Below are 23961 nucleotides of genomic sequence, written 5' to 3' on the forward strand. Positions count from 1 at the left end.
TAGCTTTTAGTCAGTAGATAAGAATATGTCACCCTGAGCGTGTCGAAGGGCTTAGTTGATAGTCTTTAGTCGTTAGCTTTTAGACTTTTACATTTTAGCTCTTCGCTATTAAAAAGTTACGCTACTTTTTAAATGGTAATTCAGCTATTATATTTCCTTTCGAATCTAAAAAAGAGTGATTCATAATTTTAATTTCTTCGTCTAAAGGCATTTTTGACAATGTATCAACAAAGTCTCTCGTAAACTGTTTCACCTCATCACTTGGATTTGTAACACCCTCTTCTTGCATACCTTTTCTGATTGTATATATTCCAAGAAAATGTGCGACATCTAGTTTTCCCATTTTAATTCAATTTACATGAGTAATTGATATATACGCTTTCGCGAAAGCGTATACTTAACCATTATCGTTTAAATATATCACGCAATTGATAGAAGAAACGCTCTATGAGTCTTAGATCCTCTGTAATGATATCTCCCGTACCTCTCATTTCCTGTTGAAAATCTATTTCTTTATCAAACGTAGTCACTAGCGTTTCAGGAAGAGATACATCAATAGCATACATCCCTTCTTCATCTGCAATAACAGATATCTTTTCTATTCTACCTTCTAATGTTCCAAACTCAGTATCAGGGTAATTTTCAAGTCTTACAATCACCTCTTGTCCTAATTTTATTTTTCCAGAATTTTGCGCAGGTGTTTTTAATTTTGCAACATATTCTGATCCATCGTTAGGAATGACAGTAAAAACGACATCTCCTGCATTTACGGTTTGATTTTCGCTCCAAAAATTAAGAAAAGAAACTTTACCATCTAGTTTAGAAGTTAACGCAAAATTAAGCTCCCAATCTTTAATACTTGCCTTAAGTACATTGAGAGACTGAATCACTCCATTCAATAAGACTCGCTCTTCGCGAGCGCCGTCAATTTCTGTTCCCTTAGCTGTGCTTTGAGCACCACTAATAGCTTCTTTTAATTGAGAAATTGAAGCCTCTACATTTTTATAGTTACGTTCTACTTGAGAAAACTCTATTCTTCTCCTTTCTACTTCTGAAGTTGCTATTACTCCATTACTATAGAGTTCTTCGTAACGCTCTTTTTCTTTCCTAGCTAGGTCTAATTCGTCTTTATTGAGTTGACGTTGTGACTCTGTGAATTTTAATCGTCTATTTTGCTCAGAAATAGAAATACGATTTGCAATTGCGCGATTAGAAAAAGGTTGAAATTCTTTATTCAGTTCATACAACACATAACTATTTACAAAAAGTGCATAATTAGTTTCTATATTTCCTAGAGAAAGCTCTGGAATCTTTGTATAAGGAAAATAGAACGATTCATTTTGTAATGATATCGTATCTAATGCAGCTTTAAGGGTATATATATCTTTATAATTTGCTGCGTTTTCAATAATCGCAAGAGGCTGATTCCTTACCACATCTTGATTATCTTCTACTAAAATAGCAGAAAACCTTCCTGAACTTTTTGCGCGTTCTTTTTGAGGAGGTACTTGTGTAGTTATAATAGCTTGCGAAGGAATAATATCTGGGTATTCTAAAAACCAAGAAATAGCAAGTAATAAGATTATTAGTCCTAAAAAAAGTGCGCTTCCCCAACGTATCATCCAGTTAGGAGCTCGTGTTAAAATCTCTTGAACCTCTTCGCTACGTAATTCTATGTCATCTATTTGATCTGGCATTCCTTTTCTTTTTTACGATCCTAATTCTAACTGATTTTTTACTAGATTATAATAATACCCTTTTTCACGAGTAAGTGTTTCGTGGTTTCCAACTTCTACGATTTTACCTTGATCTAATACAACGATTTGATCTGCATTTTTCACAGTGCTTAATCGGTGGGCTATTACGACAGCTGTTCTATTTTTAAAGAACTCATCCAACTTCTCCATGATTACTTTTTCATTATTTGCATCTAATGCACTAGTTGCCTCATCAAAGAATAAGAAATTAGGATCTTTATATACAGACCTAGCAATAAACAAACGCTGTTTCTGACCTGTACTTAAACCGACACCTTCCATTCCTATTTTCGTATTATACGATAAAGGCAGTGACTCTATAAAGTCTTTAATATTAGCAACATCTACAGCATGCGCAAGTTTTTTCTTATCTACATAATCATCTCCTACAGCAATATTATTGGCTATCGTATCATTAAACACATATCCTTCTTGCATAACCACACCACAAGATGCTCTCCATGAGTATTGCGAAATATTCTGCAAGTCAGCACTTCCAATTTTTATTTGCCCTTCATTAGGTTCATAAAACTTAAGCAAGACTTTCATTAGTGTTGTTTTACCACTACCACTTACCCCAACAATAGCGGTTACTTTATTTGCTGGAATATGCAAGCTCAAACCATCAAGTACTTTAACATCAGAGCCAATATATCTAAATGAGATGTCTTTAATATCAAAATCTGCATTTTTAGGGATGTCTGTTATTTTTGTTTCTTCTCTTCCTTCTTCATCTTCTTTATTGTGTATTTCTCCTAGACGATCTAATGAAATACGAGCATCTTGTAATTCTCTAATAAAGCTTATTAACTGCGAAATAGGAGAGTTCAATTGCCCTACGATATACGTAACAGCAAACATTTCCCCCAGTAATAAATCTCCATCAATTACGAGTGTTGCTGATAAAATGGTAATTAAAATATTTTTAAGCTCGTTTATAAATCCAGAACCTACACTCTGATATTGTTCTAATGCAAGGCTTTCTATAGAAATCTTAAAGAGACGTGCTTGCATAAACTCCCATGACCATCTCTTTTGTTTTTCTGCATTATGAAGCTTGATTTCTTGCATTCCGTTAATAAGCTCAATCACTTTACTTTGTTCTTGACTTACTTGAGAGAAACGCTTATAATCAAGATCGGCTCTCTTTTTAAGGAAAATAACAATCCAGAAAAAATAAAGCACACTTCCTAATAGAAATATTCCAAAAATTTGAAAACTATAATAGGCTAATACAAAGCCAAACACCACAAGATTCACCATTGAAAACAACACATTCAATGATGATGTTGTTAAGATACGCTCTATACGTCTATGGTCATTAATACGCTGTAAAATATCTCCCGTCATACGTACATCAAAAAATGATATAGGTAGATTCATCAGTTTGATAAAGAAATCTGAGATTAAAGAGATATTAATACGGGTACTTAAATGCAGTAAAATCCAACTTCTAATTACCTCAACTCCTGTTCTTCCTAAGAATAAAGCGACTTGTGCAATAAGTATTAAATAGATAAAATTAATATCTCGTGTTTTAATACCTACATCAACAACACTTTGTGTTAAAAATGGGAAGACCACTTGCAACAAACTTCCTGCAAGGAGTCCTATGACTAACTGAACAATAAATTTTCTATATCTGAATACATATTTAAAGATAAAAGAGAAGCCAAAATTCTTTTTTTCTTCTTCAAAATGCTCTTCATAAAACTTAGGAGTCGTTTCAAGTAATAATGCAATTCCTTCGGCTGTAGCGTCTGTAGCATTATTCCCTATCCAAAATTTAAGGAGTTCTTCTTTTGTATATTTTAATATGCCATGTGCAGGGTCAGAAATATGAAAGACACCTCTTGAGATCTTATAAAGTACTACATAGTGGTTTTTATTCCAATGGAGTATACATGGCAATGGAACTTCTTCTTGAAGTTGATCCAACGTTATTTTCACCCCTAAGGTTCTAAAACCAAGTTTTTCTGCTGCATTACTAATTCCTAATAAACTACTACCAGATCTTGTGGTTTCACTAAGACTTCGTAGTAATTGAATAGGAATAGGTTTCTTATAGTATTTAGCAATCATTTTGAGGCATGTAGGCCCACAATCTTTACTATCTGCTTGTTTATAAAAAGGAAACTTCTTCAAAATGATACGTCTATTTTTTTTACTACTATTACTTCTTTTTATTCTTAAATGTTCTAATCCCCCACGCTACTTTATAATGTCTATACAAAAGATCATATACCACCATTTCATGCAATCTGTTTTTTGACCTAAACATCCTGTTCATAAGCATATGAGCATAACTTCCTAAATAGGCATCTATTTTTTCATTAGATGCAGACTTTTTAAGTGCTTCAATAGTCGTTTTACTCTTTTCACTTTTATACGCCAATAATTCCAAAAGAGGTTGATACTCTGGACGATCCTCGGCTTTAAAGTCTATAAAGAAAGTTATTTTTTCTCGTTTAGAACGGAATTTTTCATCTAATTGTTTCTTAAGAAACTTATTCATCCCAAACTCTTGTCCAAAGCCAGTTTTTAATCGTTCCATAAAAGCTAACTTTTGGTCTTCTGAATAGTCAAAATCTGCTAGCATGGTATCCAATGCTCTTATAGAAAAAAGCCATCGTAACTCTTCTCCTTCTTCCCCATCTACCATATCTAAAAAGTTAACAATCATATCACTTTCATGGGAGAATAACTGTTCTGCGGCTTCAATATGTTCTTCCCCGTATCGTTCAATTTCTCGATTGTAGGTGTCTAGCTGTATTTTCCATATTAAATCCGCTTTCGCGAAAGCGTGTAAATGTGCATATACTGTTTTCATAATGACCCCTATTGCGTCTGCATCTTTATAGTGAAAACGCACCCTAATATGATGTTTAGGGTCTGCATATCGTATAAAAAACCACTGATCTATATGTCCTTTTTGAAACAGCTCTTCTGTGATAGGCTTAATCGCTTCTGCAAGTACAATATCAGCTGTTTTTGTTCCTGTGTATATTTTATAATACACCCACGAATCTCCTGGTATAAATGTACGTTGTGTATTAGGCATCAGACTGTTGTTTTAAAAGGGTTTCATTGTAAAAAGATAAAATCACTTGATTTGTATAGGATGCATTTTCTCCAGAAACAACACTTTGTTCAGTATGTAAAAATTCTTTGAGTATAAATCGTCCTCGCTTTTTTACTGTTGACAACAACATTTGTACACTCGTTATATTTTTTAAATTGATTAGTAGTTCATTATCACTATCCTTCAAAAGCACGTATTGGGGTAATTGTTTTTCTTTTATAAATAGTTCCAAATTCTCTTGAAAATTACCCATATTTTTTAGGGAATTTTGAAGTGCCTCTATATCAGACTTTAAAATATTCCAAGTTTTTGAAGATAAAATAACTCCTTTATAGACAACTCTAGGCAAGAACGGAAAATCCCCTTCATAAGGTCCCCAGTGAAAACCGATCCCTCCTCGTTTATTTTGGCTCTGCATATTTGCCAAAAATTGATAAATAGGCAATGCACCACTAGAATAATTATGAGCATTACTTAAGTGTGGAATCACTTCTTTATTATATTTTTTTGAACGTAAAATAACACGATCTCTTTTTACAGATACCATTAAGTCATCAATGGGAAGTTGCGCCTCTGTATTTAATACAGATTTAGCTAAATATGGAATTTCATACTCTCTCAAAGCAGGTCGCATTAATATATTTCCTACTCTTGATTCTGGAAGGTGTACTATTTCTGCTAGGATTCTATTTGAATTACATCGTTTTTCTACAGCGATTATTTCATTTACATATTCATGTATTTCTGGATCACTATGACAGAACCTACCTAATAAATTTGCTGCACTAGAGCCTCCTACATTTGCCATTACAATCTGTTCTTCACCATCAATATTTACTACTTCTACCATTGTCGAAATGGTATCTGGCAAGTCTTTCCAGTTTTCTTCAAATTTGTCAAAATCTGAATCTATAAGCGTAACTATTTGTTTATTCTCACGTAAGCAGTCTACTAATTTTTCATGTAAAATAGTATGGATGGTATTCCACTTTACTTCTCTCGTCGTGATTTTTGCAGACCCACCTGGCAGCATAATATCATCTACTAACGCACTTACATCACCAGAATCTTTATTTTGAAGAAAGCCTACTCCTAGTTCTACATCTAATGCCTGAGATAAAGGAACTTCTCTATCTTCATAACGTTCATAAAATGCTTTTCTAAATTGTGATAATAATGTTTCACTAGGTGCTTGTGAGATCTTATTAAGCAAACGCATTACACGTCTTACTTTGTAAAGCAATTGCTTATTTAAACTATTTTTTTGGGGATGTAGCGACATATCTGTCTGAAACAGATACTTGAGTTCAAAACCCGTATTTAATGCTTCTAAAGAAGTACTTATATCTATATAGTCTGAAGACGGGTTTCCTATTTTCGTGTCAAGTTTTTTAATTTTTAGCTGTGTTTCTTCTAACTTTTCTACAAATCGAGCAGTGCCTTCAAGTTTTTTTAGAACAGGAATAATTTGATCTGTAAACTCTGGACCAGAAACAGACGGTTCTAGTTCACTCACTAGCAACTGACTATTTACCAATTCTTCTATAAACCCTGAAGCCACTTCTAATGAAATCTCATCATCTACCAAGCATTCTGATACTACCGCTAGTGTTGCTCCTGAAGCTGCTGTACTTAGTACTCTTTGTAAATATTCTGAATGTTGTACTCCAACAATATGATGCATCCTACGACTATTTTCATAGTGATACTCTACATAACGTAATTGTGATCCTGCTTTATATATACTTGTATTAGGATAAAAACGGAGTTGTTTTCGTATCGTTTCATCTTTTACAATATCTTGAGACAGTGCAACGAGATAATTCATATCAAGCCTCGTATGTCTTTTATTTTCTGTAGATTTTTTTAGAACAATGTCTGTCTCTTCTCCAAAAACGCCTACGGTAGTCCCTGCAAATAATCCAAAAGGGGTACATCTAGATGACATTCTACTTATGTATTTAAGTATCGAATATGTCATACGTTCACTATCACTAGGATTTGCTTGACCCTCTAACCATTTTTCAAAAGCGGTATATAAAGATGGGGAAGCTAAAAAAAGTGCTTCTTTAATATGTGCTTCTTGACATATTTTTTTGAGCGTATCTTGTGTTAAGATAGAATCTTTTGTAAGCTCAAAAAAGAAGTTAAGCGGGAGTAAAGGTGATCTTAAAACGTATTTGGGAAAATGGGTGTATTGCATTCTATAATGCGCTATAATTTAAGTTAATTTTAATTTCAAAAAGTTAACTACCAAGATACTAGAATATATTCATCTAAGCTAATAGTTTTTCTAATTAAACCCTCATTATTTACAATTTGTATTGATCTATTTCATTTTTGTTCATTCAAATGGGTAATTACATTTCATGTAAAAGCCACCTTGCAAACAAGATGGCTTTTACGTATTGATTTACTTCAAAATAAATCAATAGGTACATTTTATTAATAACATTCTCTTCCTGGAGGAGGACAGCTATTAAAAGCATCTTGTGTAGTGCAGCAATGCGAACCTCCGCCTTTTACTTTATTTAATTCTAGATTACTAATTACTTCTTTGTTTAATGTTAATCCTTTTAGTGAATTTTTCATAATTCTATGTTGTTACTTAAAATACCTACTCTAGTTAAGGTTTTCGGCTTTCCCTTGTCAAAAATTGGTTGTTAACAATGCAATAATTCTGACACTAAAGTAGCCTAGACAAAAAGATGAAAAAAGAAACCTATCGGTATTTTAGACAAAATACCGCATAAAAAAAGCGCTGACTTACAGCGCTTTTTTTCTTTATTTATTTACTAATGAAAATGCGAATATGTACAACCCATTTCTCTAGACAATTCTGGATCTGTATGTGGATCTGGATCTGTAGGATCACTACTTCCTCCTTGTATTTTCAATAGTTCGCTTGTATTAATCTTTGCTATCGTTAACTTTTTAAGATTTAGTGTTTTAAATTCTTTTTTCATGATACTAATTGTTTTATCTACTCCTACTCTTTTAAGGTTTTTCAGAATCCTCCTATATAATTGAATTTGAAATATACCTTAAGTGATTTTCCGTTCACAATGAAACAACCGTATTTTGTCTAAAATACGGTAGGATTTTCATCTCTTAAGCCGCAGTATTCTTTAGTATCTCGATATTCTTAATATAGTACGAAGGATTAATCCCTGTTTTAGATTTAAAGTGCTTTACAAATGATTTATCACTTTTATATCCTACTTCTAAAGCTATAGACGCTATAGAAAAAGATCGAAATCTTTTATCATTTTTTAATTTTGTCAATGCATATTCTATTCTTAAATCATTTATATATCCATTAAAGTTTTTACCCTTATGAGTATTTATTATTTTGGACAAATACGTGGCATTGGTTTTTGTTTTTTTGGCTATCGTTCTAAGACTACAATCAGGTTTTAAAAAGTATTCTTGTTTTTCCAGTTTAGAAAGTCCTTTCAAAACAGCATCTACTTTATCATCATCAATGGCAATCTCTGCTACTATTTTCTTAGTCTTCTGTTCTTCTTTTTGTTGTTTATGAGATTCAAGTTGATCTATCTGACTGATTAAATTATTGAATAACATTTTATTTTTTTTCTGCTTTCGCCAGAAAGAATACCCTACTATTAACAGTAAAACAAAAGTGATAAGCAATCCTATTTGTGCATACCTCTTATTTGCTTTCTCTAAAGCTATTCGTTCATTAGCTGCATTTTCTTCTTTTTCAAAAACTCTATTCCTGGTTTTACCTTCATTTTTTTTATATGCATTTGTAAGCTCCATATATATTTTATGGTATACCCAAGCTTGTTTATCTTCTCCTAATTCTCTGTGGCATTCCATAAGTAAGTAATACGTTTGAATAATAGGAAGTTTATTGGTGTCTTCATCTTCTAAATTAGATACTATTATATTCAGGTAATCAATAGCATCATGATATAACCCTTTATCATATTTAAGCTTCGCCAAAAAGTAATGTACTCTTACTTTCTGATGGAAGTCATTATCTAACGCATACTCGCTAATTATTTTTTTTGCTTTATCTAAAAAAAACTGCGATTCTTCTCTGCTATCTTTATTATAATAAACAATACCTTTCTTTATGTATAAATCTGCAAGTCCTTTTTTATAGTTTAAAGAATCTGCGATTTTTATTCCTTTATCTGCAAGTGATATAACTTTATCGTATTTCTCTGCTCCTAGATAAACATCATTAATCGTCGTAAGCATCTGTACATAATTTTTAGTATTCCTGTCTGAAGATTGTTCTAACGCTAGCAATAGTTTATCAGACATATCAAGTGCTTTTTCTAACTGATCATCCATTTGTGATATAAGACTGATATAACTCGAGGTTGCTATGTTTTCTAATGTTACATATGCATGTTTTTTAGCAATATCTATTGCCGTATTGTAAAGATCTACTGCTTGTTCATTGTTACCATCAAGCATAAATGATTTTGCCTTAATAATAGAAATAACACAGGTTCTTCTTTTTTCATTATTTTTCTTTGCTAAATCTAGCGCCTCGTCTAGATATTGATGCGCCTTTTCATAATTTTCTTCTTTAGAAAAACGTCTTCCTAATTCCTGGTATATCTCGGCAGTATTATTTTCTTTAGCACGTTTTAAAACCACTTTTTCATAAAATGCGGCTTTATCTAATTTTGCGCTTTTAATTAGTTGCACAAGCTCTTGTGAAGATTTATTAACTAAACTATCAGTAATCTGAACAGATGCTTCTTGGGCATAGAAAAAATGTGTAGAACATAAAATAATTAGTACTGTAATCGTATTGATTATAAGAGGTATTTTCTTTGAGAAAAAAGTCATTAATGTATTGAATAAGAATGTGTTTCCAAATGTAACTATTCTTACAACTAACTACTTAGTTAAATTATTATAATTAACATCTATTTATAATAAGAATATGTTATATACGCTTTCGCGAAAGCGTATAAAGAAGTGATTTTTCTATAATAGTATGTAAAAAAGCCCATCTTCTTCCTTTCAGAGAAAATGGACTTCATCAATTAATAATCAATAAAACTCAATTATTAATTACAAGCTACTAACCAATAGATTAATTCACTAATCTTCTAGAAGTGCTAATAATAGATAGGCCTTCAGTTAAATCTATTAACAAGCTATCCAAACATTATTTGCACAAACTAGATTTACGGGTCCCGCTAGACATGGTGGGCCCCAATAAGGACCTCCACAACAGAAAGCTCCTTCTTCTGGGCATTCTTGATCTATACAAAACCCAAAACCACCATTAATGTTTTTTTGATCTTCTTTCTTTAAAGATTCAATTCCTTTAATATTTAAAATGTTTTTTAACATAATATAAAATTTAAAATGAATGTATCCTTGATCATTTAATGACGCTCAAGGTTTGCGTCACACTCAAGCTTGAATATTTTAAATATCATATAATTAGTTTCCATAAATTGTAACAGGATCTAAGATGACATTGCTTTCACACATATCTAAGTAAAAGTCTGCCAATGACAAGTATTCCATCACTGTCAATGTTCCTCCAGAAGCAACATCGTCATAATTTGCTTGATCAAACGCCCATTGAACGCAACTTTCTGGGTGATCTTCTGCTAGTAATTGGTAATAAAACTCTTCACAAGTTTCTAATTCTGTAGAAGAAGCATTTGCAGTAAACCCTGCGAGTAATAGCAATAAAAAGCCTATTGTATTTTTAAGTTTTCTCATAATATATTTTTAACATTAATTTTTTATGTTGCAACACATTACAAATATGAACTGTATTTTTAGCACTTGCAATTTGAGCATACTGGTATTCATGAAAAACGAATTCGTTTTTCATGAATATTAATAATATGTTCTAATGATTAGCATTAGATGTACATCGTATCCTTAGTGTGTACGACGAGACAAATTATCTAGTGAACTTTGATCGGGATTTACATTTCGCAAAAAGATATCGTGTAGGTTTAATAAATTGATAAAGGATACTTACATTTATTATCTCAAAACCACCTAATGACCCTTATTACTTTGTTATGAAGTTATTAACTCACCTTCTTATATGTATTTTCTTCTTAAGTAGTATCAATACTTTATTAAGTCAAAATAAAGCAAAATCTATTGATACTTTAAAAAATAAAACGGCGCAAGAACTTTTTTACATCTCTGCAAGAAGCCCTGACATTTCTATTCTTGAAAAAGCTATTAAAAAAGCCAAAGAAGAAAATAATATGTCAGTCCTTATCAACAGTTATAACTATATGGCTTTACGATTAAAAGATGAAAATAAACTATTGTATAGTGACAGTATTATTGCTTTAAAAGATACATATAGCAATAGTTTCTATCCTGCAAGTGCTTACTATAATAAAGGTTTTTATTTTTTTAATAACGGCAACTTTATTAAAGCAACAGATAATTTCATCAAAGCCAATGAATATGCAAATAGATATTATAACAAAGACATGATCGTTCGCTCAAAGCAAAGTTTAGGATTACTAAAAAAAGAAACAGGGGATTATAAGCAAGCACTTACGCTTTATAAAGAAAATTTTGAATTTGCTACTTCTGGAAATACTAATACATTATCAAACACAGATTATCTTGAAATTATTCTTTCTATAGCCTCTACTTACAACGAACTAAACAATTATGATTCAATATCTTACTATAACGACTTTGGAATTAAAGAATCTTTACGTTTAAAAGACACCACTAAATACAATGACTTTATTTTAAACGAGGCTAAAGCGCTTTTTAATAAAGAAAAATATGATCGCTCTTTAAATAATTTAATTAAGATATTACCCTATTATAAATCTAGTAATGATCATGCAAATTTATCTTTTACCTATTACTATTTAGCTAAAAACTATTTGAAATTAAAAGAAGACAAAATAGCGATTCAATTTCTAAAAAAAGTAGACTCACTTTATATAGAAAGCAATGATGCTAGACCAAAAACAAAAGTGCAAGAAAGCTATGCGTTATTAACCTCTTATTATAGAGATCAGAAACAGTTAGAAGATTTAATTATATACCAAGATAAAACCATTGCTTTAACCAATAAGTTGCATGCTAATGAACTATATACTAATAAAAAAATTGTAAATGATTACGACATCCCATTAATATTGGCTAACACCAAAAAAGCTATGGACAAGATTAAAGCAAAAGAAAAGCGAACAAAATTGCTTTCTTATTTCTTGGTCGTTATTATTATAGCTATTCTTATCATTTTGTTTTATTTAAATACACGAAGAAAAGTGTACAAAAAGATATTTGAGGAGTTAATCAGTAAAAAGGATGATACTTTAAATCTAAAATCAATTAAAAAAGAAAAACCTTCTACAAAAACAACATTAAATATTCCAGATACTGTTGTTTCAAAAATCTTAACTAGTTTAGAAAAGTTTGAGAAAGACAAGGAATATCTTAATTCAAAAATATCTATTGCTGGTTTAGCTAAATCTATTGGAACGAATCCTAATTACCTCTCTAAAACTGTCAATCATTTTAAGGAAATGTCTTTTTCTCAGTATATCAATACGCTTCGAATAACATATGCAGTAAGCTCTTTAAAAAATGATTCTATCTATAGAAAATACACCTTAAAGGCGATTGCTGCTGAGTTTGGATTTAACAATACAGAGTCATTTTCTAAAGCATTTTATAAAGAAACAGGTATCAAACCTTCTTTTTTTATGAGAAGTATTGAAAAGACAAACACATAAAAAACAGTGTTTTATGAATTAAAATTACCAATATTCATGAAAATCGGTATATACTTCTAAAATAAGAGTTCAAGTCTTCTTAGTTTTAACTCAATCAATTAATAAAACAATATTCATGAAAAAGAAATTAGATCTAAACAAATTCAAAATTGCGAGTCTAACAACAATGAAAACATTAAAAGGAGGAACTGGTGATGAAACAGGAGGAATTGAAACAGAACCTAACACACTACCTCCACAATGTTTAACAAATACACAACCCGATCCTGATTATAATTCTGACGGTCCTTTAACTCCTCCAACCTGTTTACAGACTTCTGCAGTACAAGTAACTGCTTTTTGTAATCATGGGTAATAATACATTGATGATCATGTTATTTAATAAATAACTAAAAAGGGTGAATATGTTATCTAACATATATATTCTTTTTTGCTTTATATCTTTATACGCTTTCGCGAACCTGCCTCGCCGGCAGGCAGGAGCGTATATTAAATTACCCAATCATTAAGCATTGATTCCAATCTGTTTTTTCTGGATTTAAATACGATAGAATAGCAAGTCCTATACCTGCAATACCTTCCAAAAGACTGTTTTCTTTTTCGTAGGTAGGTGTATCTCCACCTCTCCATTTCTTATATCCCGCAGATCCATCTTTATGATGGTCTATTGTCAACCCATAATCTATCCAATAATCGGCAGCTTCTTTAAAAATTGGAGTCCCTATTTCCTTATACATAAAATCAAAAATATGCATCACACCAAAAGCGCCATGGCATAATCCTCCATCTACAATTCGGGTTTCTTCTATATCTCTACGCGTTGCAGCATGTTCTAAAAGTTGTATTGAGGTTTGCTTTACATCTTCATTTTGCATCACTTTTGCGGCTTGCCAAAGCGAAACTGCAACCCCCAAATCGCCATAACACCATGCGAGTCTACTACTTTCAGTTTCTTCATTATTATTTGTAATCCAGTCCGGAAAATAAGAGGTGGTTACCTGTTCTCTTTTACGACTCATTAAATGATGTATTGACTGTTCTAAAAGAGGTAGTGCTTGTTTAGAAAAAACAGTGTGCTTTGAAAGTCTAGCTAAAAAATTAATAATACTAGATAATCCATGTGAAAGACTTAGGTTACACCCTTTAAGCCCTTCTTCTCTTATAAGAATTGATTCCCAATAGATGCCATACTCACCTTTTTGAGCTGTATTATCTAGCTTAGCAATCATCTCTAACAACATCTTTTCGTACTTTGCTTTGAGCTCTTCAGAGGTTGTATTTTCATACCTCTTTAAAAAATAGTAGCCTATTCCTATGAGGCCATGTAGAAAGTCATAAAAATTATCTTTATCATTGAGATTTGCAACATGATTTAAATAATCATCTAACACTCCTAGAAGACCATCTGTATCTACTTCTATAAATTCTAACTCATTAAGAAGTTCAATAGTCCATGCTGCTCCCGCAATTCCTCCACAAAACGTATGAAAATTGTATCCTTCATTAATGCTACCCACTATAGATGCTATAATTTCACTTCCAACATCTTCACTTATTTCATTAGGGTTATAGGCATTGTAATAAAAGTGATATAATGCAAGTCCTGAGCTACCTGAAAGCACTCCTACATCAGTAGTGTCTAGCTCTCCATTTGCTATAAGCTCTTTATTTATTTCTTCTAATTTATCTTTTAATTTTTGCTCACGCATACTGTACTAATTTTTAATGAAATATACACATAAAAAAGCCATCTTACGATGTAAGACAGCTTTTAAAATATACAATGAATGTATAATTTCTATACTAGAAGCACTGCATTCCTGGAGGTGGGATACTAATTAAAGTTCCTTCAGCGCTTCCTGGTCCGCAACCACAAGTTCCTTGTCCTTCAATTTTGTTTAATTCTAAACTACTAATTACTTCTTTGTTAAGCGATAATTCTTTCAATGATTTTTTCATGATAATTCTGTATTAGTTAATAAAGAGCCTACTCTATGTATAGGTTTTCGGCGTGTCCCTAAAATCAATAAATAATTAAAATTTATTTTTCGATTCTTTATAAAAATACACTGTAAATCAACGTCTTACAACTTAACACACCTCATATTAAACAAAATAAGGTGCTTAAAATCAATTATTTACAAAACACAACTTTAAAAACCTTAACTATAATTAGAACAACCTAGTATTTTGGTTTTTTTACGGAAAAATTTACAACATAAAAAAGCTATCTTTTTACAGATAGCTTTTTATAATGTATTAGGCCTCTAAACGAATATACATTATATTATAATTAGATATATTTTATTCTAGTAGCACTGTGCTCCTCTTGGTGGGCAGGTATTTAAAGGACCATCTGTAGGACAACAATGTGTTGCACCACCTCCATCAATTTTATTTAATTCAAGATTACTGATAACTTCCTTGTTAAGTGTTAATGCTTTCAATGACTTTTTCATGATTATTCTAGTTTAATAAAGACCTACTCTATTTAAAGGTTTTCGGTTTCCCCTTATATTATAGTTCATATTCTGACAAACTAAATACGATACTTGTTAACGCAATTTTGTATGGATGTATCATTCATAATAAAGGACTATCACAGGTAAGTGATAGTCCTTCTCATTATATATTATAATAGTATATAGTTCTATTTTCTAGTAGCAATATACTCCTGGAGGTGGGCAACTGTTTAAAGCGCCACCAGTAGGACAGCAATGTGTTACACCTCCACCTTCAACTTTATCTAATTCAAGATTACTGATAACTTCTTTGTTAAGTGTTAATTCTTTCAATGACTTTTTCATGATTATTCTGGTTTAATAAAGACCTACTCTATTTAAGGTTTTCGGCGTTCCCTTATAATTAAACACATAAATATTGTGTATTCAATCAGGAATCAAATTAGTCAACTATAGAGAGTTAAAAAAGTACTGTTGCCTTATATTGAACAAAATAGGGCAAAAAAAACGCTATCCTCAATGGATAGCGTTTTCATGAATCTTTACATGATTTTTATGGTAAATCATTTGTGGTGCAATAAAGATCTGAACAGTTATTGCTATGTTTATACCAATCAGTACCATCTGTAGGAATACAATCTCCTCCATTAATAATATCCATTCCTCTTGTTTCTATTCTAGCAATTGTAAGTTTATTAAGGTTAATACCTTTCTTTACTTGTTTTTTCATATGAGTGTGTTTTATAAAAATTAATGTTAGCTAATATGTTTGAAAATTATAACATATCTATTTTTAGCGTTCCTTAAATGTAATTGCAATCTCTATAGAAACATAATTCACAATCCCTAAATTGTTTAAAATAGGGCTCTATAATTAAGTAAAAAAAACAATAACATATTGATTTTAAATCTCTTGTATTTTTTTTATATAATATGACGGATTGATTCCTGTCTTAGATTTAAAATGCTTAGCAAATGAATAATCACTTTTATATCCTAATTCTGTAGCTATAGATTTAATAGAAAAAGATCTGAATTTCTTATCATTTTTTAATCGATTAACCGCATAATCAATACGCAAGTTATTTATATAATCATTGTAACTAAGTCCTTTGTGGGTATTTATAATTTTAGATAGATAGGTAGCATTTGTCTTTACTTTCTTAGCCATAGATCGTAAACTACATTCTGTATTAAGAAAAAACTCCTGTTGTTCTAAACGTTTAAGCCCCTTAAGTACAGCTCTCACTTTTTCATCATCAATAATTACTTCCCGAGACTTCTCTTTTGGTTTTAAGGATTCTTTAGAAGACTTTTCCAATTGATCAACCTTCTTAAGCAGTTTATCAAAAGATTGCTGACTTGTACGTTGTTTTTTCTTGTACACGTATAAAATAAGAACACAAATTCCAGAGACAGCAATAAGGAGGCATAAAAAATAGATAGCATTCCTTTTTTGAGCTGCTACTTCTTCGCCTAATATCCCTGTATCATTGTTATAAATTTTATTTACAACCTTGTCTCTATTTTTCTGATATTTTTCATTTAGTTTACTAAATTCACTATACCAATACAAAGATTCTTTATGATCGCCAAGACCTTCATGAGAGGTTGCCATTAATTTATAGGCATGAATAAGTCGTGGTCTATGATTTATAGACTCATCATCTCTTTTTACATCTATAATCTGCTGTAATTTATCAATTGCATTTTTGTATTCTTTTTTTTCTATGTAACAACTCGCCAGAAAATAATTAATATTAATCATAAAGGTTTTATTCTTTATGTCACTTTCTTTAAGAATATTATCTGCAATCTTCAAATATTGTAATGCTTCCGTATAATCCTGTTTATAAAAATAAACGGTCCCTTTTTTTGTATATAAATCAATCAGGCCTGCCTTATAATCTAAAACATTACTCATAGCGAGTCCTTGATTGACATACGTTAAAACAGTGTCATATTGTTGTACATCTGATTTATTTTTAGATTGTTGTATATCTAGATGTACTTCTGCAACTATGGTAAGTAAGTTTACATGAGCTCGTTCATTATGATACTTTGTTTCAGAGACAATAGCAAGTCCTTGATTACATACCTCGAGCGCCTTATCTAACTGCCTCATTCTTCTTCTAATAATAGCAATATTGGGGTGTATAATAACTATCCTGTGATTATCTTGACCTTGTTTTTGAGTAATTTCTAATGCTTTATAATAAGCATCAAGTGCTTCTTGATTACGCCATGCTGTCAATTCTAAACTTCCTAACGACGTATATAAATCAATGAGTTTTTCTTTATTCTTTATAAACTGAGCATATAAAATAGCTTCTTTGATATAGGATACAGATCGTTTATTATCTCCTTGTTTTGAAAATGTGCGACTCAGTTTTTCATATAGTACAACTCTATCGAGATCGCTTTGAAACCTTCGCAGTAATTCTTTTTCATAAGGAATAGCTTTTTCTTGAGACAACTCTATGATATTAGAAAAAAGCTGATCATTGGTTTCCTGCCTTAAATCGACGCGTATATTTTCTTGTTGTGCAAATGATTTGTTGTGTATACTTAAAAAGAAAATAATAAGTATAGGAATACTTGCTAGATATATATTATATCGTGAGGGGGAATACATCATATATTTTTAAGTCGGTTGAGAGACCTAAAAATAAGAATTCATTTTAAGATATACCCCTGAAATTTAGGGATTAACTTATTTTATTTATGGTGTTAAATACGCTTTCGCGAAAGCGCATAACAAAAGCCCATTGCAATACATCAATCTATCAAATGACGTGAAAAGTAAATTATCTCAAAAAGCTCATGAATATATGAATACTCATATCCATGTATCTATAGTCCTCAAGGTATAAAACCTTCCTAGAATAAAACTAGAATAAAAAAGGTCATTTATGAATAAATGACCTCCCTATTTCTATATATCATCTAGTTATGCCTGACAGCAGATGCAATGACCTTGAACTGGATGCGGTACATAACCGTCCATACATTCTCCTCCTGGATTTAAATATGGATTTATACATTCAAACTTTTGAATAGGTCCAAAACCTCCTTTGATTTGTTCTTTCTCTGACTTGTTTAATTCTTTTCCTAAATTCGAAATTGATTTTAACATAATTGCTTGTTTTTTGTATTATTTGAATTCTTGATCATTTAAAGACACTCAAGTATATGTCTACTTTATCTTAAAGAATATGATGTATTGTGTTAACCATATATTTTTATAAAGAAGCTATGTAATAGATTATTAAAAAATTATATACACGCTAGTATGATTATGTGACGGTATTCTATTTATTAATTGGCCACCAATACTCCAAATATTAGGGAATCTTATAGAAAAGACAAGGAAAGCTAATCGGAATTCTAAGAATTAAAAGTTGGAATTCTAAGAATTCAAAAAAGAAAAAAAAAGAACTAACAACCTTAATACAAGTGATTTAAAATCATTTATTTAACATCTTCTTCAAATAACCTATATATAACAAGTATACTTATGAAAATACTAACAGGCTCTTTTAAATAAATTATCTATTTTTCAAAAAAATATAATAATTAATGATGTATTCATTGACGCAAAGATCGCTTTACATTTATATAATTTTTATAGTACTTATTTCGCAAAATATCTTTGCTCAAGAAAAAGATTTTATAATTCCTGATTCTCTTAAGGGAAAAGACTTCAATTATTTAGACAAGCAATTCAGAACGCATTATTTAGACACTGTTACATCATTAGTATACCTAAACACTATTTATAAAAAAGGATTTATAGAAAATAATATAGCAAATCAATCTTTTGCTTTATCTCAATTAGCCTACTATACTACAAACAGAAATGACAAATTAGATCTTATTAAAAAATCTATTGCTAAAGGAGAAGAAGAAGCGCTTTACATGTCATTATCTGCGCGTTTGATGCTTGGTATAAATTACCACAGTCATTTTGAATATGAGGAAGCACTACAAGAATATTTACTATTGTATAATAACTCAAAGAAAGCTAATAGTGAAGTTTATGAGTTTAATGCATTAAATCGTATTGCGCAATTAAAAAGAGATATAGGAAATTATAAAGAAGCTTTAGAAACTTATAAAAAGTGTTTACATTACGAGAAGTTAAAGATACCCATAGACTCCATTTCTCTAACACGCACTTATGTAGACATGGCTGAATCTATGCGATACCTCAAAAAACATGATTCTGCCTCTTATTACTATAGATATATTAAAGACCATGGTTATAAAAAAAATAACTTCTACTTAAATATAGCCACTATTAACCAAGGAATTAATTTATATGAAATTGGCAAGCTTAAAGAAAGTGGAGTACTCTTACATCAAGGCCTTCAAAACATTAATTTAAATAACAAAAGTAGTCATAGATATCACATACTATCGCTACTATACCTAGGAAAGATTAATCAATCTCTAAATAAAAACCTAGATAAAACGAAACGTTATTTCCAAACTATTGATTCTTTATATACAGCTACAAATATTATCATTCCAGAAACTAGAGAAGTGTATGAATTTTTTATTAAAGACTATATAAAGCAAAAAGATGCAAATGCACAGATCAATACTATAAATAAACTAATGAAATTTGATAGCATTGCTGCTGAAAGAAAGATAAATACCCTTACCAAATTTCATTCAGAATATGACACACTTCAATTAACAAAAAGTAAAGAAGAAATCATTAAGAACTTAGAAAAACAGAAAACACAACTTAGCAAAAAAGTCATTTACTTAAGTGTATTCATTCTACTTTTTATCATATTATTTTTAATACAGTATAAAAAACATAAAACGTATAAAGATAGATTTAATAAAATTATTTCTGAATTAGATACACATAAAGAGAAAAACACACCTTCATATACGTCTTTAACTACTGAAGAAAAATTACTCGATGTCATTGATGAAACCACCATTAATACAATCGTAGATAAACTTACTGAATTTGAAGAAAAAGAAGGTTTCTTACAGAAAGATATCACGCTATCTATTCTTGCAAAAAAATGTACTACAAATACGAAATACTTACCTAAAATTATAAATGCCTATAAAAATAAATCCTTCGTAAACTATATCAATAGTCTTAGAGTAGATTATATCTTAAAAGAATTAAAGGAAAATACCACGCTACAAAAATATACCATCAAAACCATTAGTGAAGAAGCTGGTTTTAACACGCCAGAATCATTTGCTAGAGCCTTTAAAAACAAAACAGGGATTAGACCTTCATATTACATTAGAAACCTCAAAAAGAACGTAGAAAATTAGTCGTAATTCTAAGAATTTAGACTATTTCACAATATATATTTACTTCTCAGATAGTAATTACACTTAGATTTAGCACACATATTTAAACAATAAAACCTTATGAAAAAATCAAAAAAAGTACTTGAATTAAACAAACTTGTAATTTCAAAATTAAATGATCTTCATTCTATAAATGGAGGGTCACAAAATACAGACGAAGAGACTACATGTACTGGTCAAGGTGCATCAGATATATCTCCTTTATGTCCAAGAGTAAGTAGACCTAATGGGGTTTGCGACACTGAAAATGACAACACCTGTAATGGTAGACCAGGTGGTACGGGTACAGAAATTGTGAGTTTAGGTTGCTAATATTCCAATAATCGTATTCAGTTAACAACTTATAATAACTACAAGCGCCTTCCGTTGTATAGCTCGGAAGGTGTTTTTATTTTAGAGCACTTTTTGTGAGGGTATTTGTTATGCTTTCGCGAAAGCGTATACCAGAAAAATAAATAAATAAATCCTGTTTTACAGGGGTAAAAAGTTACCCGTCTCCACGGGCAATTATTATGAAGCAATACCACGACCTTATACGTCACGTACTTGAAAATGGAAATGAAAAAGGAGACCGTACAGGAACAGGTACAAAAAGTGTTTTTGGCTATCAAATGCGTTTTGACCTCTCTGAAGGATTTCCCATGGTTACCACAAAAAAACTCCATTTAAAATCTATTATATACGAACTCTTATGGTTTCTGAATGGAGATACTAATGTGAAATATTTGCAAGAAAACGGTGTGCGTATTTGGAATGAATGGGCTGATGAGAATGGTGATTTAGGTCCCGTATATGGCCACCAATGGCGTAGTTGGAATGGCGAAGAAATAGATCAGATTGCTGAAATTATAGAAACGCTTAAAACCAATCCTAATAGCAGACGTATGCTTGTAAGTGCTTGGAACCCTGGCGTGCTTCCTGATACCTCAAAATCATTTTCTGAAAATGTTGCCAATGGAAAAGCAGCATTACCGCCTTGTCATGCCTTTTTTCAATTTTATGTGGCCAATGGAAAATTGAGTTGCCAACTCTATCAACGCTCTGCCGATATTTTCTTAGGCGTTCCTTTTAATATCGCAAGTTATGCCTTACTTACCATGATGATGGCACAAGTATGTGGCTATGAAGCAGGAGATTTTATACACACCTTTGGAGATGCACATATCTACAGTAATCACTTTGAACAAGTCGAGTTACAATTGTCCAGAGAATTGCGTACTTTACCCACTTTAAAAATAAATTCTGAGGTAAAAGACATTTTTGGCTTCAAATTTGATGACTTCACCTTAGAAAACTACAATCCGCATCCACATATTAAAGGAGCAGTTGCAGTTTAAACCAATAATAAACTAAAAAGCAAATCAAAAAAATGAAGAAATTAGCCCTAGTTCTTTTCGTATTAGTAAGTACTGTATCTTTTGCACAAGAAGGTGTATCTATGAAACGTACCACAACACTTACCATTAGTGAAGTGCCGCCTACTTGGCCTGGATGTGATGGTTCTATCAACCAAAAGAACAATTGTTTTAGACAAAAATTGGCAAACCATGTTGTACGTGGTTTTAAATTTCCTGCAGGACATAAAAGCGGAACTCGTGTAGTCGTTGATATGATTATCAACACAAAAGGACGTCCAGAAATCAAAGGAATGGAAGGCGGATCTAAAGAACTACAAGCAGAGATTAAGCGTAAAATCATGTCGATGCCAGATGTGAAACCAGGACACTCTGGAGGAACACCAGAAGTACGTAAATATAAGCTTCCATTTACATTCTAAAGCTTTGAAATATATCGTTATTATCCTGTTTGTAATGATTTCAATAAACACATTACAAGCACAAGAAGATGTAGAAATTATAGAAGTAACAGAAGATGCTGTTCCAAAAGATCTACCGTTTGCTATTATAGAAAACGTTCCTGTATATCCAGGATGTACTGGAGAAGACAATGCATTACTTAAAAAATGTATGTCTGATAATATCGCTGCATTTGTAGGCACACACTTCAATATAAAAAAAGCGTCTAAAGGACTTGCATCAGGAAAACATAATGTTTTTGTAAACTTTAAGATAGATAAAGAAGGATTTGTGACAAACATAAAAAGTCGTGGCCCAAATAAAAAATTAGAAAAAGAAGCCATTCGTGTCATGAAAAAACTTCCTAGATTACAACCTGGAAAACAAAAAGGTAAAAATGTAGGAGTATTATATTCATTACCTATCACTTTTTACATAGAAGATAACACCAAGAAAGGGTAATGCCTTTTTATAAAATTACTCCAAAAGACACTTTAACGATGTCTTAACGTGAGTCCGCTTTCGCGAAAGCGTATAAAATTAGTAACTTTGAGAGTGACCTATAGATGGTCACTCTTTTGCTATGATAACAACTCAAACCCTCCTTGATTTCTTTAAAGAAACAAGAAAACATACAGAAACCATCTGTACCCCTTTACAAACCGAAGATTATGTGGTACAACCCATTGTAGATGTATCTCCACCCAAATGGCATTTAGGACATACGACATGGTTTTTTGAAGAATTTATATTAAAACACCATAAGCCAGGATATACCATCTTTAGTGATGACTTTGCGTTTGTTTTTAACAGCTATTATGAAAGTGTTGGTAAACGTGTAGTTCGTACAGATCGTGGTAATTTATCAAGACCTACCGTTGCACAAGTATATGCCTATAGAAAATACGTTACAGAAGGATTGATTGAGCTACTTGAAGAAAGCAAAAATGATGAAATCTTAAAACTGTTGACCATTGGGATCCATCATGAAAAACAACATCAAGAGCTATTACTTACTGACATCAAATATATTTTAGGAAATAACCCTTTAATGCCTGCATATGACGGCACTTTTTCTGAAAATACGATAGAAAAACAATCACAAGAATGGATTTCTATTACTGAAGGAATCTACGAAATTGGGCATCAAGGAAACGATTTCTGTTATGATAATGAATTGGGAAGACATAAAGTATATCTTCATGACTTTGAGATTTCTAATAAATTAGTAACCAATGGTGAATTTATAGAGTTTATAAATGCTAGAGGCTATCAAAAAACCTTACTATGGCATGCCGAAGGTTGGGATTGGGTACAAACACAAAAGATTATAGCGCCATTGTATTGGCATCTCATCAATGATGAATGGCATCAATATACGTTTAAAGGATTACAAAAAATAGATCCAGAAGCACCGCTAGCACATATTTCTTATTATGAAGCATTTGCCTATGCACAATGGAAAGAAATGCGACTTCCAACCGAGTTTGAATGGGAAGTAGCACAATCTCAATTCAATTGGGGACAACGTTGGGAATGGACAGAAAGTGCTTATCTCCCCTACCCTGGATATGCAAAAGAACCGGGTGCTTTGGGGGAATATAATGGGAAGTTTATGGTCAATCAGAAAGTGCTTCGAGGAGGCTCTGTGGCAACACCTACAAATCATACAAGAGCTACCTATCGCAACTTCTTTCAGACAGGATTACGCTGGCAATTTACAGGCCTTCGCCTTGTAAAATAACTGAAAGATCATACTATTTATTACGACCAACCAAT

General features: G+C 31.4%; 25 protein-coding genes. 8 read left to right on the forward strand and 17 right to left on the reverse strand.

Annotation, left to right across the window (positions count from 1 at the left end; translation table 11 throughout):
• Positions 1 to 121: 121 nt before the first annotated feature.
• The 10 genes from Q1A60_RS13405 to Q1A60_RS13450 form a co-directional block, all read right to left on the reverse strand.
• On the reverse strand, positions 122 to 343 hold the full coding sequence (locus Q1A60_RS13405; RefSeq protein WP_299768566.1) for a hypothetical protein: 222 nt from the start codon (positions 341 to 343) through the stop codon (positions 122 to 124).
• 61 nt (positions 344 to 404) lie between these two features.
• On the reverse strand, positions 405 to 1697 hold the full coding sequence (locus tag Q1A60_RS13410; RefSeq protein WP_299768563.1) for an HlyD family efflux transporter periplasmic adaptor subunit: 1293 nt from the start codon (positions 1695 to 1697) through the stop codon (positions 405 to 407).
• Between the two features lie 12 nt (positions 1698 to 1709).
• Entirely contained in the window at positions 1710 to 3902 is a 2193-nt protein-coding gene (locus tag Q1A60_RS13415) for a peptidase domain-containing ABC transporter (protein WP_299768560.1), read from the reverse strand.
• 28 nt (positions 3903 to 3930) lie between these two features.
• Positions 3931 to 4818 (reverse strand): thiopeptide-type bacteriocin biosynthesis protein, encoded by an 888-nt coding sequence (locus tag Q1A60_RS13420; RefSeq protein WP_299768557.1) that lies wholly within the window; start codon positions 4816 to 4818, stop codon positions 3931 to 3933.
• Positions 4811 to 7042, reverse strand: a complete 2232-nt coding sequence (locus Q1A60_RS13425; RefSeq protein ID WP_299768553.1) for a lantibiotic dehydratase family protein — start codon at positions 7040 to 7042, stop codon at positions 4811 to 4813. Before Q1A60_RS13425 ends, Q1A60_RS13420 begins: the two co-directional genes overlap by 8 nt.
• A 242-nt stretch (positions 7043 to 7284) precedes the next feature.
• Positions 7285 to 7431: a hypothetical protein gene (locus Q1A60_RS13430; protein WP_299768550.1), complete on the reverse strand. Its 147-nt coding sequence runs from the start codon at positions 7429 to 7431 to the stop codon at positions 7285 to 7287.
• A 203-nt stretch (positions 7432 to 7634) separates the two neighbouring features.
• Entirely contained in the window at positions 7635 to 7805 is a 171-nt protein-coding gene (locus tag Q1A60_RS13435; RefSeq protein WP_299768547.1) for a hypothetical protein, read from the reverse strand.
• A gap of 145 nt (positions 7806 to 7950) precedes the next feature.
• A complete protein-coding gene (locus Q1A60_RS13440) occupies positions 7951 to 9672 on the reverse strand; it encodes a helix-turn-helix domain-containing protein (RefSeq protein WP_299768544.1) in 1722 nt (573 codons plus the stop codon).
• 306 nt (positions 9673 to 9978) lie between these two features.
• The gene (locus tag Q1A60_RS13445; protein WP_299768541.1) at positions 9979 to 10185 is read right to left on the reverse strand and encodes a hypothetical protein; all 207 of its coding nucleotides are present in this window, start codon (positions 10183 to 10185) and stop codon (positions 9979 to 9981) included.
• A 93-nt stretch (positions 10186 to 10278) separates the two neighbouring features.
• Positions 10279 to 10566 (reverse strand): hypothetical protein, encoded by a 288-nt coding sequence (locus Q1A60_RS13450; protein WP_299768539.1) that lies wholly within the window; start codon positions 10564 to 10566, stop codon positions 10279 to 10281.
• 311 nt (positions 10567 to 10877) lie between these two features.
• Here Q1A60_RS13450 and Q1A60_RS13455 point away from each other — a divergent pair, with 311 nt between their 5' ends.
• Both Q1A60_RS13455 and Q1A60_RS13460 read left to right on the forward strand, forming a co-directional pair.
• On the forward strand, positions 10878 to 12575 hold the full coding sequence (locus Q1A60_RS13455) for an AraC family transcriptional regulator (RefSeq protein ID WP_299768536.1): 1698 nt from the start codon (positions 10878 to 10880) through the stop codon (positions 12573 to 12575).
• A gap of 115 nt (positions 12576 to 12690) precedes the next feature.
• A complete protein-coding gene (locus Q1A60_RS13460; protein ID WP_299768532.1) occupies positions 12691 to 12930 on the forward strand; it encodes a hypothetical protein in 240 nt (79 codons plus the stop codon).
• A gap of 139 nt (positions 12931 to 13069) precedes the next feature.
• Here the strand turns inward: Q1A60_RS13460 and Q1A60_RS13465 are convergent, their stop codons facing one another.
• The 7 genes from Q1A60_RS13465 to Q1A60_RS13495 all read right to left on the reverse strand — a co-directional run bounded on the left by Q1A60_RS13465 (position 13070) and on the right by Q1A60_RS13495 (position 18173).
• Positions 13070 to 14284, reverse strand: coding sequence for a lanthionine synthetase C family protein (locus Q1A60_RS13465; RefSeq protein ID WP_299768529.1), 1215 nt, complete (start codon positions 14282 to 14284; stop codon positions 13070 to 13072).
• Positions 14285 to 14378: 94 nt separating this feature from the next.
• Positions 14379 to 14522: a hypothetical protein gene (locus Q1A60_RS13470; RefSeq protein ID WP_300007840.1), complete on the reverse strand. Its 144-nt coding sequence runs from the start codon at positions 14520 to 14522 to the stop codon at positions 14379 to 14381.
• Between the two features lie 362 nt (positions 14523 to 14884).
• Positions 14885 to 15034: a hypothetical protein gene (locus tag Q1A60_RS13475; RefSeq protein WP_299768523.1), complete on the reverse strand. Its 150-nt coding sequence runs from the start codon at positions 15032 to 15034 to the stop codon at positions 14885 to 14887.
• A gap of 198 nt (positions 15035 to 15232) precedes the next feature.
• Complete coding sequence (locus Q1A60_RS13480) at positions 15233 to 15382, reverse strand: hypothetical protein (protein ID WP_299768520.1); 150 nt, start codon at positions 15380 to 15382, stop codon at positions 15233 to 15235.
• A 208-nt stretch (positions 15383 to 15590) separates the two neighbouring features.
• Positions 15591 to 15767, reverse strand: coding sequence for a hypothetical protein (locus Q1A60_RS13485; RefSeq protein WP_299768517.1), 177 nt, complete (start codon positions 15765 to 15767; stop codon positions 15591 to 15593).
• 174 nt (positions 15768 to 15941) lie between these two features.
• Positions 15942 to 17675, reverse strand: coding sequence for a helix-turn-helix domain-containing protein (locus Q1A60_RS13490; RefSeq protein ID WP_299768514.1), 1734 nt, complete (start codon positions 17673 to 17675; stop codon positions 15942 to 15944).
• Positions 17676 to 17987: 312 nt separating this feature from the next.
• Complete coding sequence (locus tag Q1A60_RS13495) at positions 17988 to 18173, reverse strand: hypothetical protein (protein ID WP_299768511.1); 186 nt, start codon at positions 18171 to 18173, stop codon at positions 17988 to 17990.
• A gap of 443 nt (positions 18174 to 18616) precedes the next feature.
• Between Q1A60_RS13495 and Q1A60_RS13500 the strand changes: the two genes are divergently transcribed.
• The 6 genes from Q1A60_RS13500 (at position 18617) to egtB (ending at position 23926) form a co-directional block, all read left to right on the forward strand.
• Entirely contained in the window at positions 18617 to 20347 is a 1731-nt protein-coding gene (locus Q1A60_RS13500; RefSeq protein ID WP_299768508.1) for an AraC family transcriptional regulator, read from the forward strand.
• Between the two features lie 99 nt (positions 20348 to 20446).
• Positions 20447 to 20698 (forward strand): hypothetical protein, encoded by a 252-nt coding sequence (locus Q1A60_RS13505; protein ID WP_299768505.1) that lies wholly within the window; start codon positions 20447 to 20449, stop codon positions 20696 to 20698.
• Between the two features lie 200 nt (positions 20699 to 20898).
• A complete protein-coding gene (locus tag Q1A60_RS13510) occupies positions 20899 to 21723 on the forward strand; it encodes a thymidylate synthase (RefSeq protein WP_299768502.1) in 825 nt (274 codons plus the stop codon).
• 32 nt (positions 21724 to 21755) lie between these two features.
• Entirely contained in the window at positions 21756 to 22163 is a 408-nt protein-coding gene (locus tag Q1A60_RS13515) for an energy transducer TonB (RefSeq protein ID WP_299768499.1), read from the forward strand.
• Positions 22164 to 22197: 34 nt separating this feature from the next.
• Positions 22198 to 22644: an energy transducer TonB gene (locus Q1A60_RS13520; protein ID WP_299768496.1), complete on the forward strand. Its 447-nt coding sequence runs from the start codon at positions 22198 to 22200 to the stop codon at positions 22642 to 22644.
• A gap of 121 nt (positions 22645 to 22765) precedes the next feature.
• Complete coding sequence (gene egtB / locus Q1A60_RS13525; RefSeq protein WP_299768493.1) at positions 22766 to 23926, forward strand: ergothioneine biosynthesis protein EgtB; 1161 nt, start codon at positions 22766 to 22768, stop codon at positions 23924 to 23926.
• Positions 23927 to 23961: the final 35 nt, after the last annotated feature.

This window comes from uncultured Dokdonia sp., assembly GCF_947492535.1.
Taxonomy (GTDB): domain Bacteria; phylum Bacteroidota; class Bacteroidia; order Flavobacteriales; family Flavobacteriaceae; genus Dokdonia.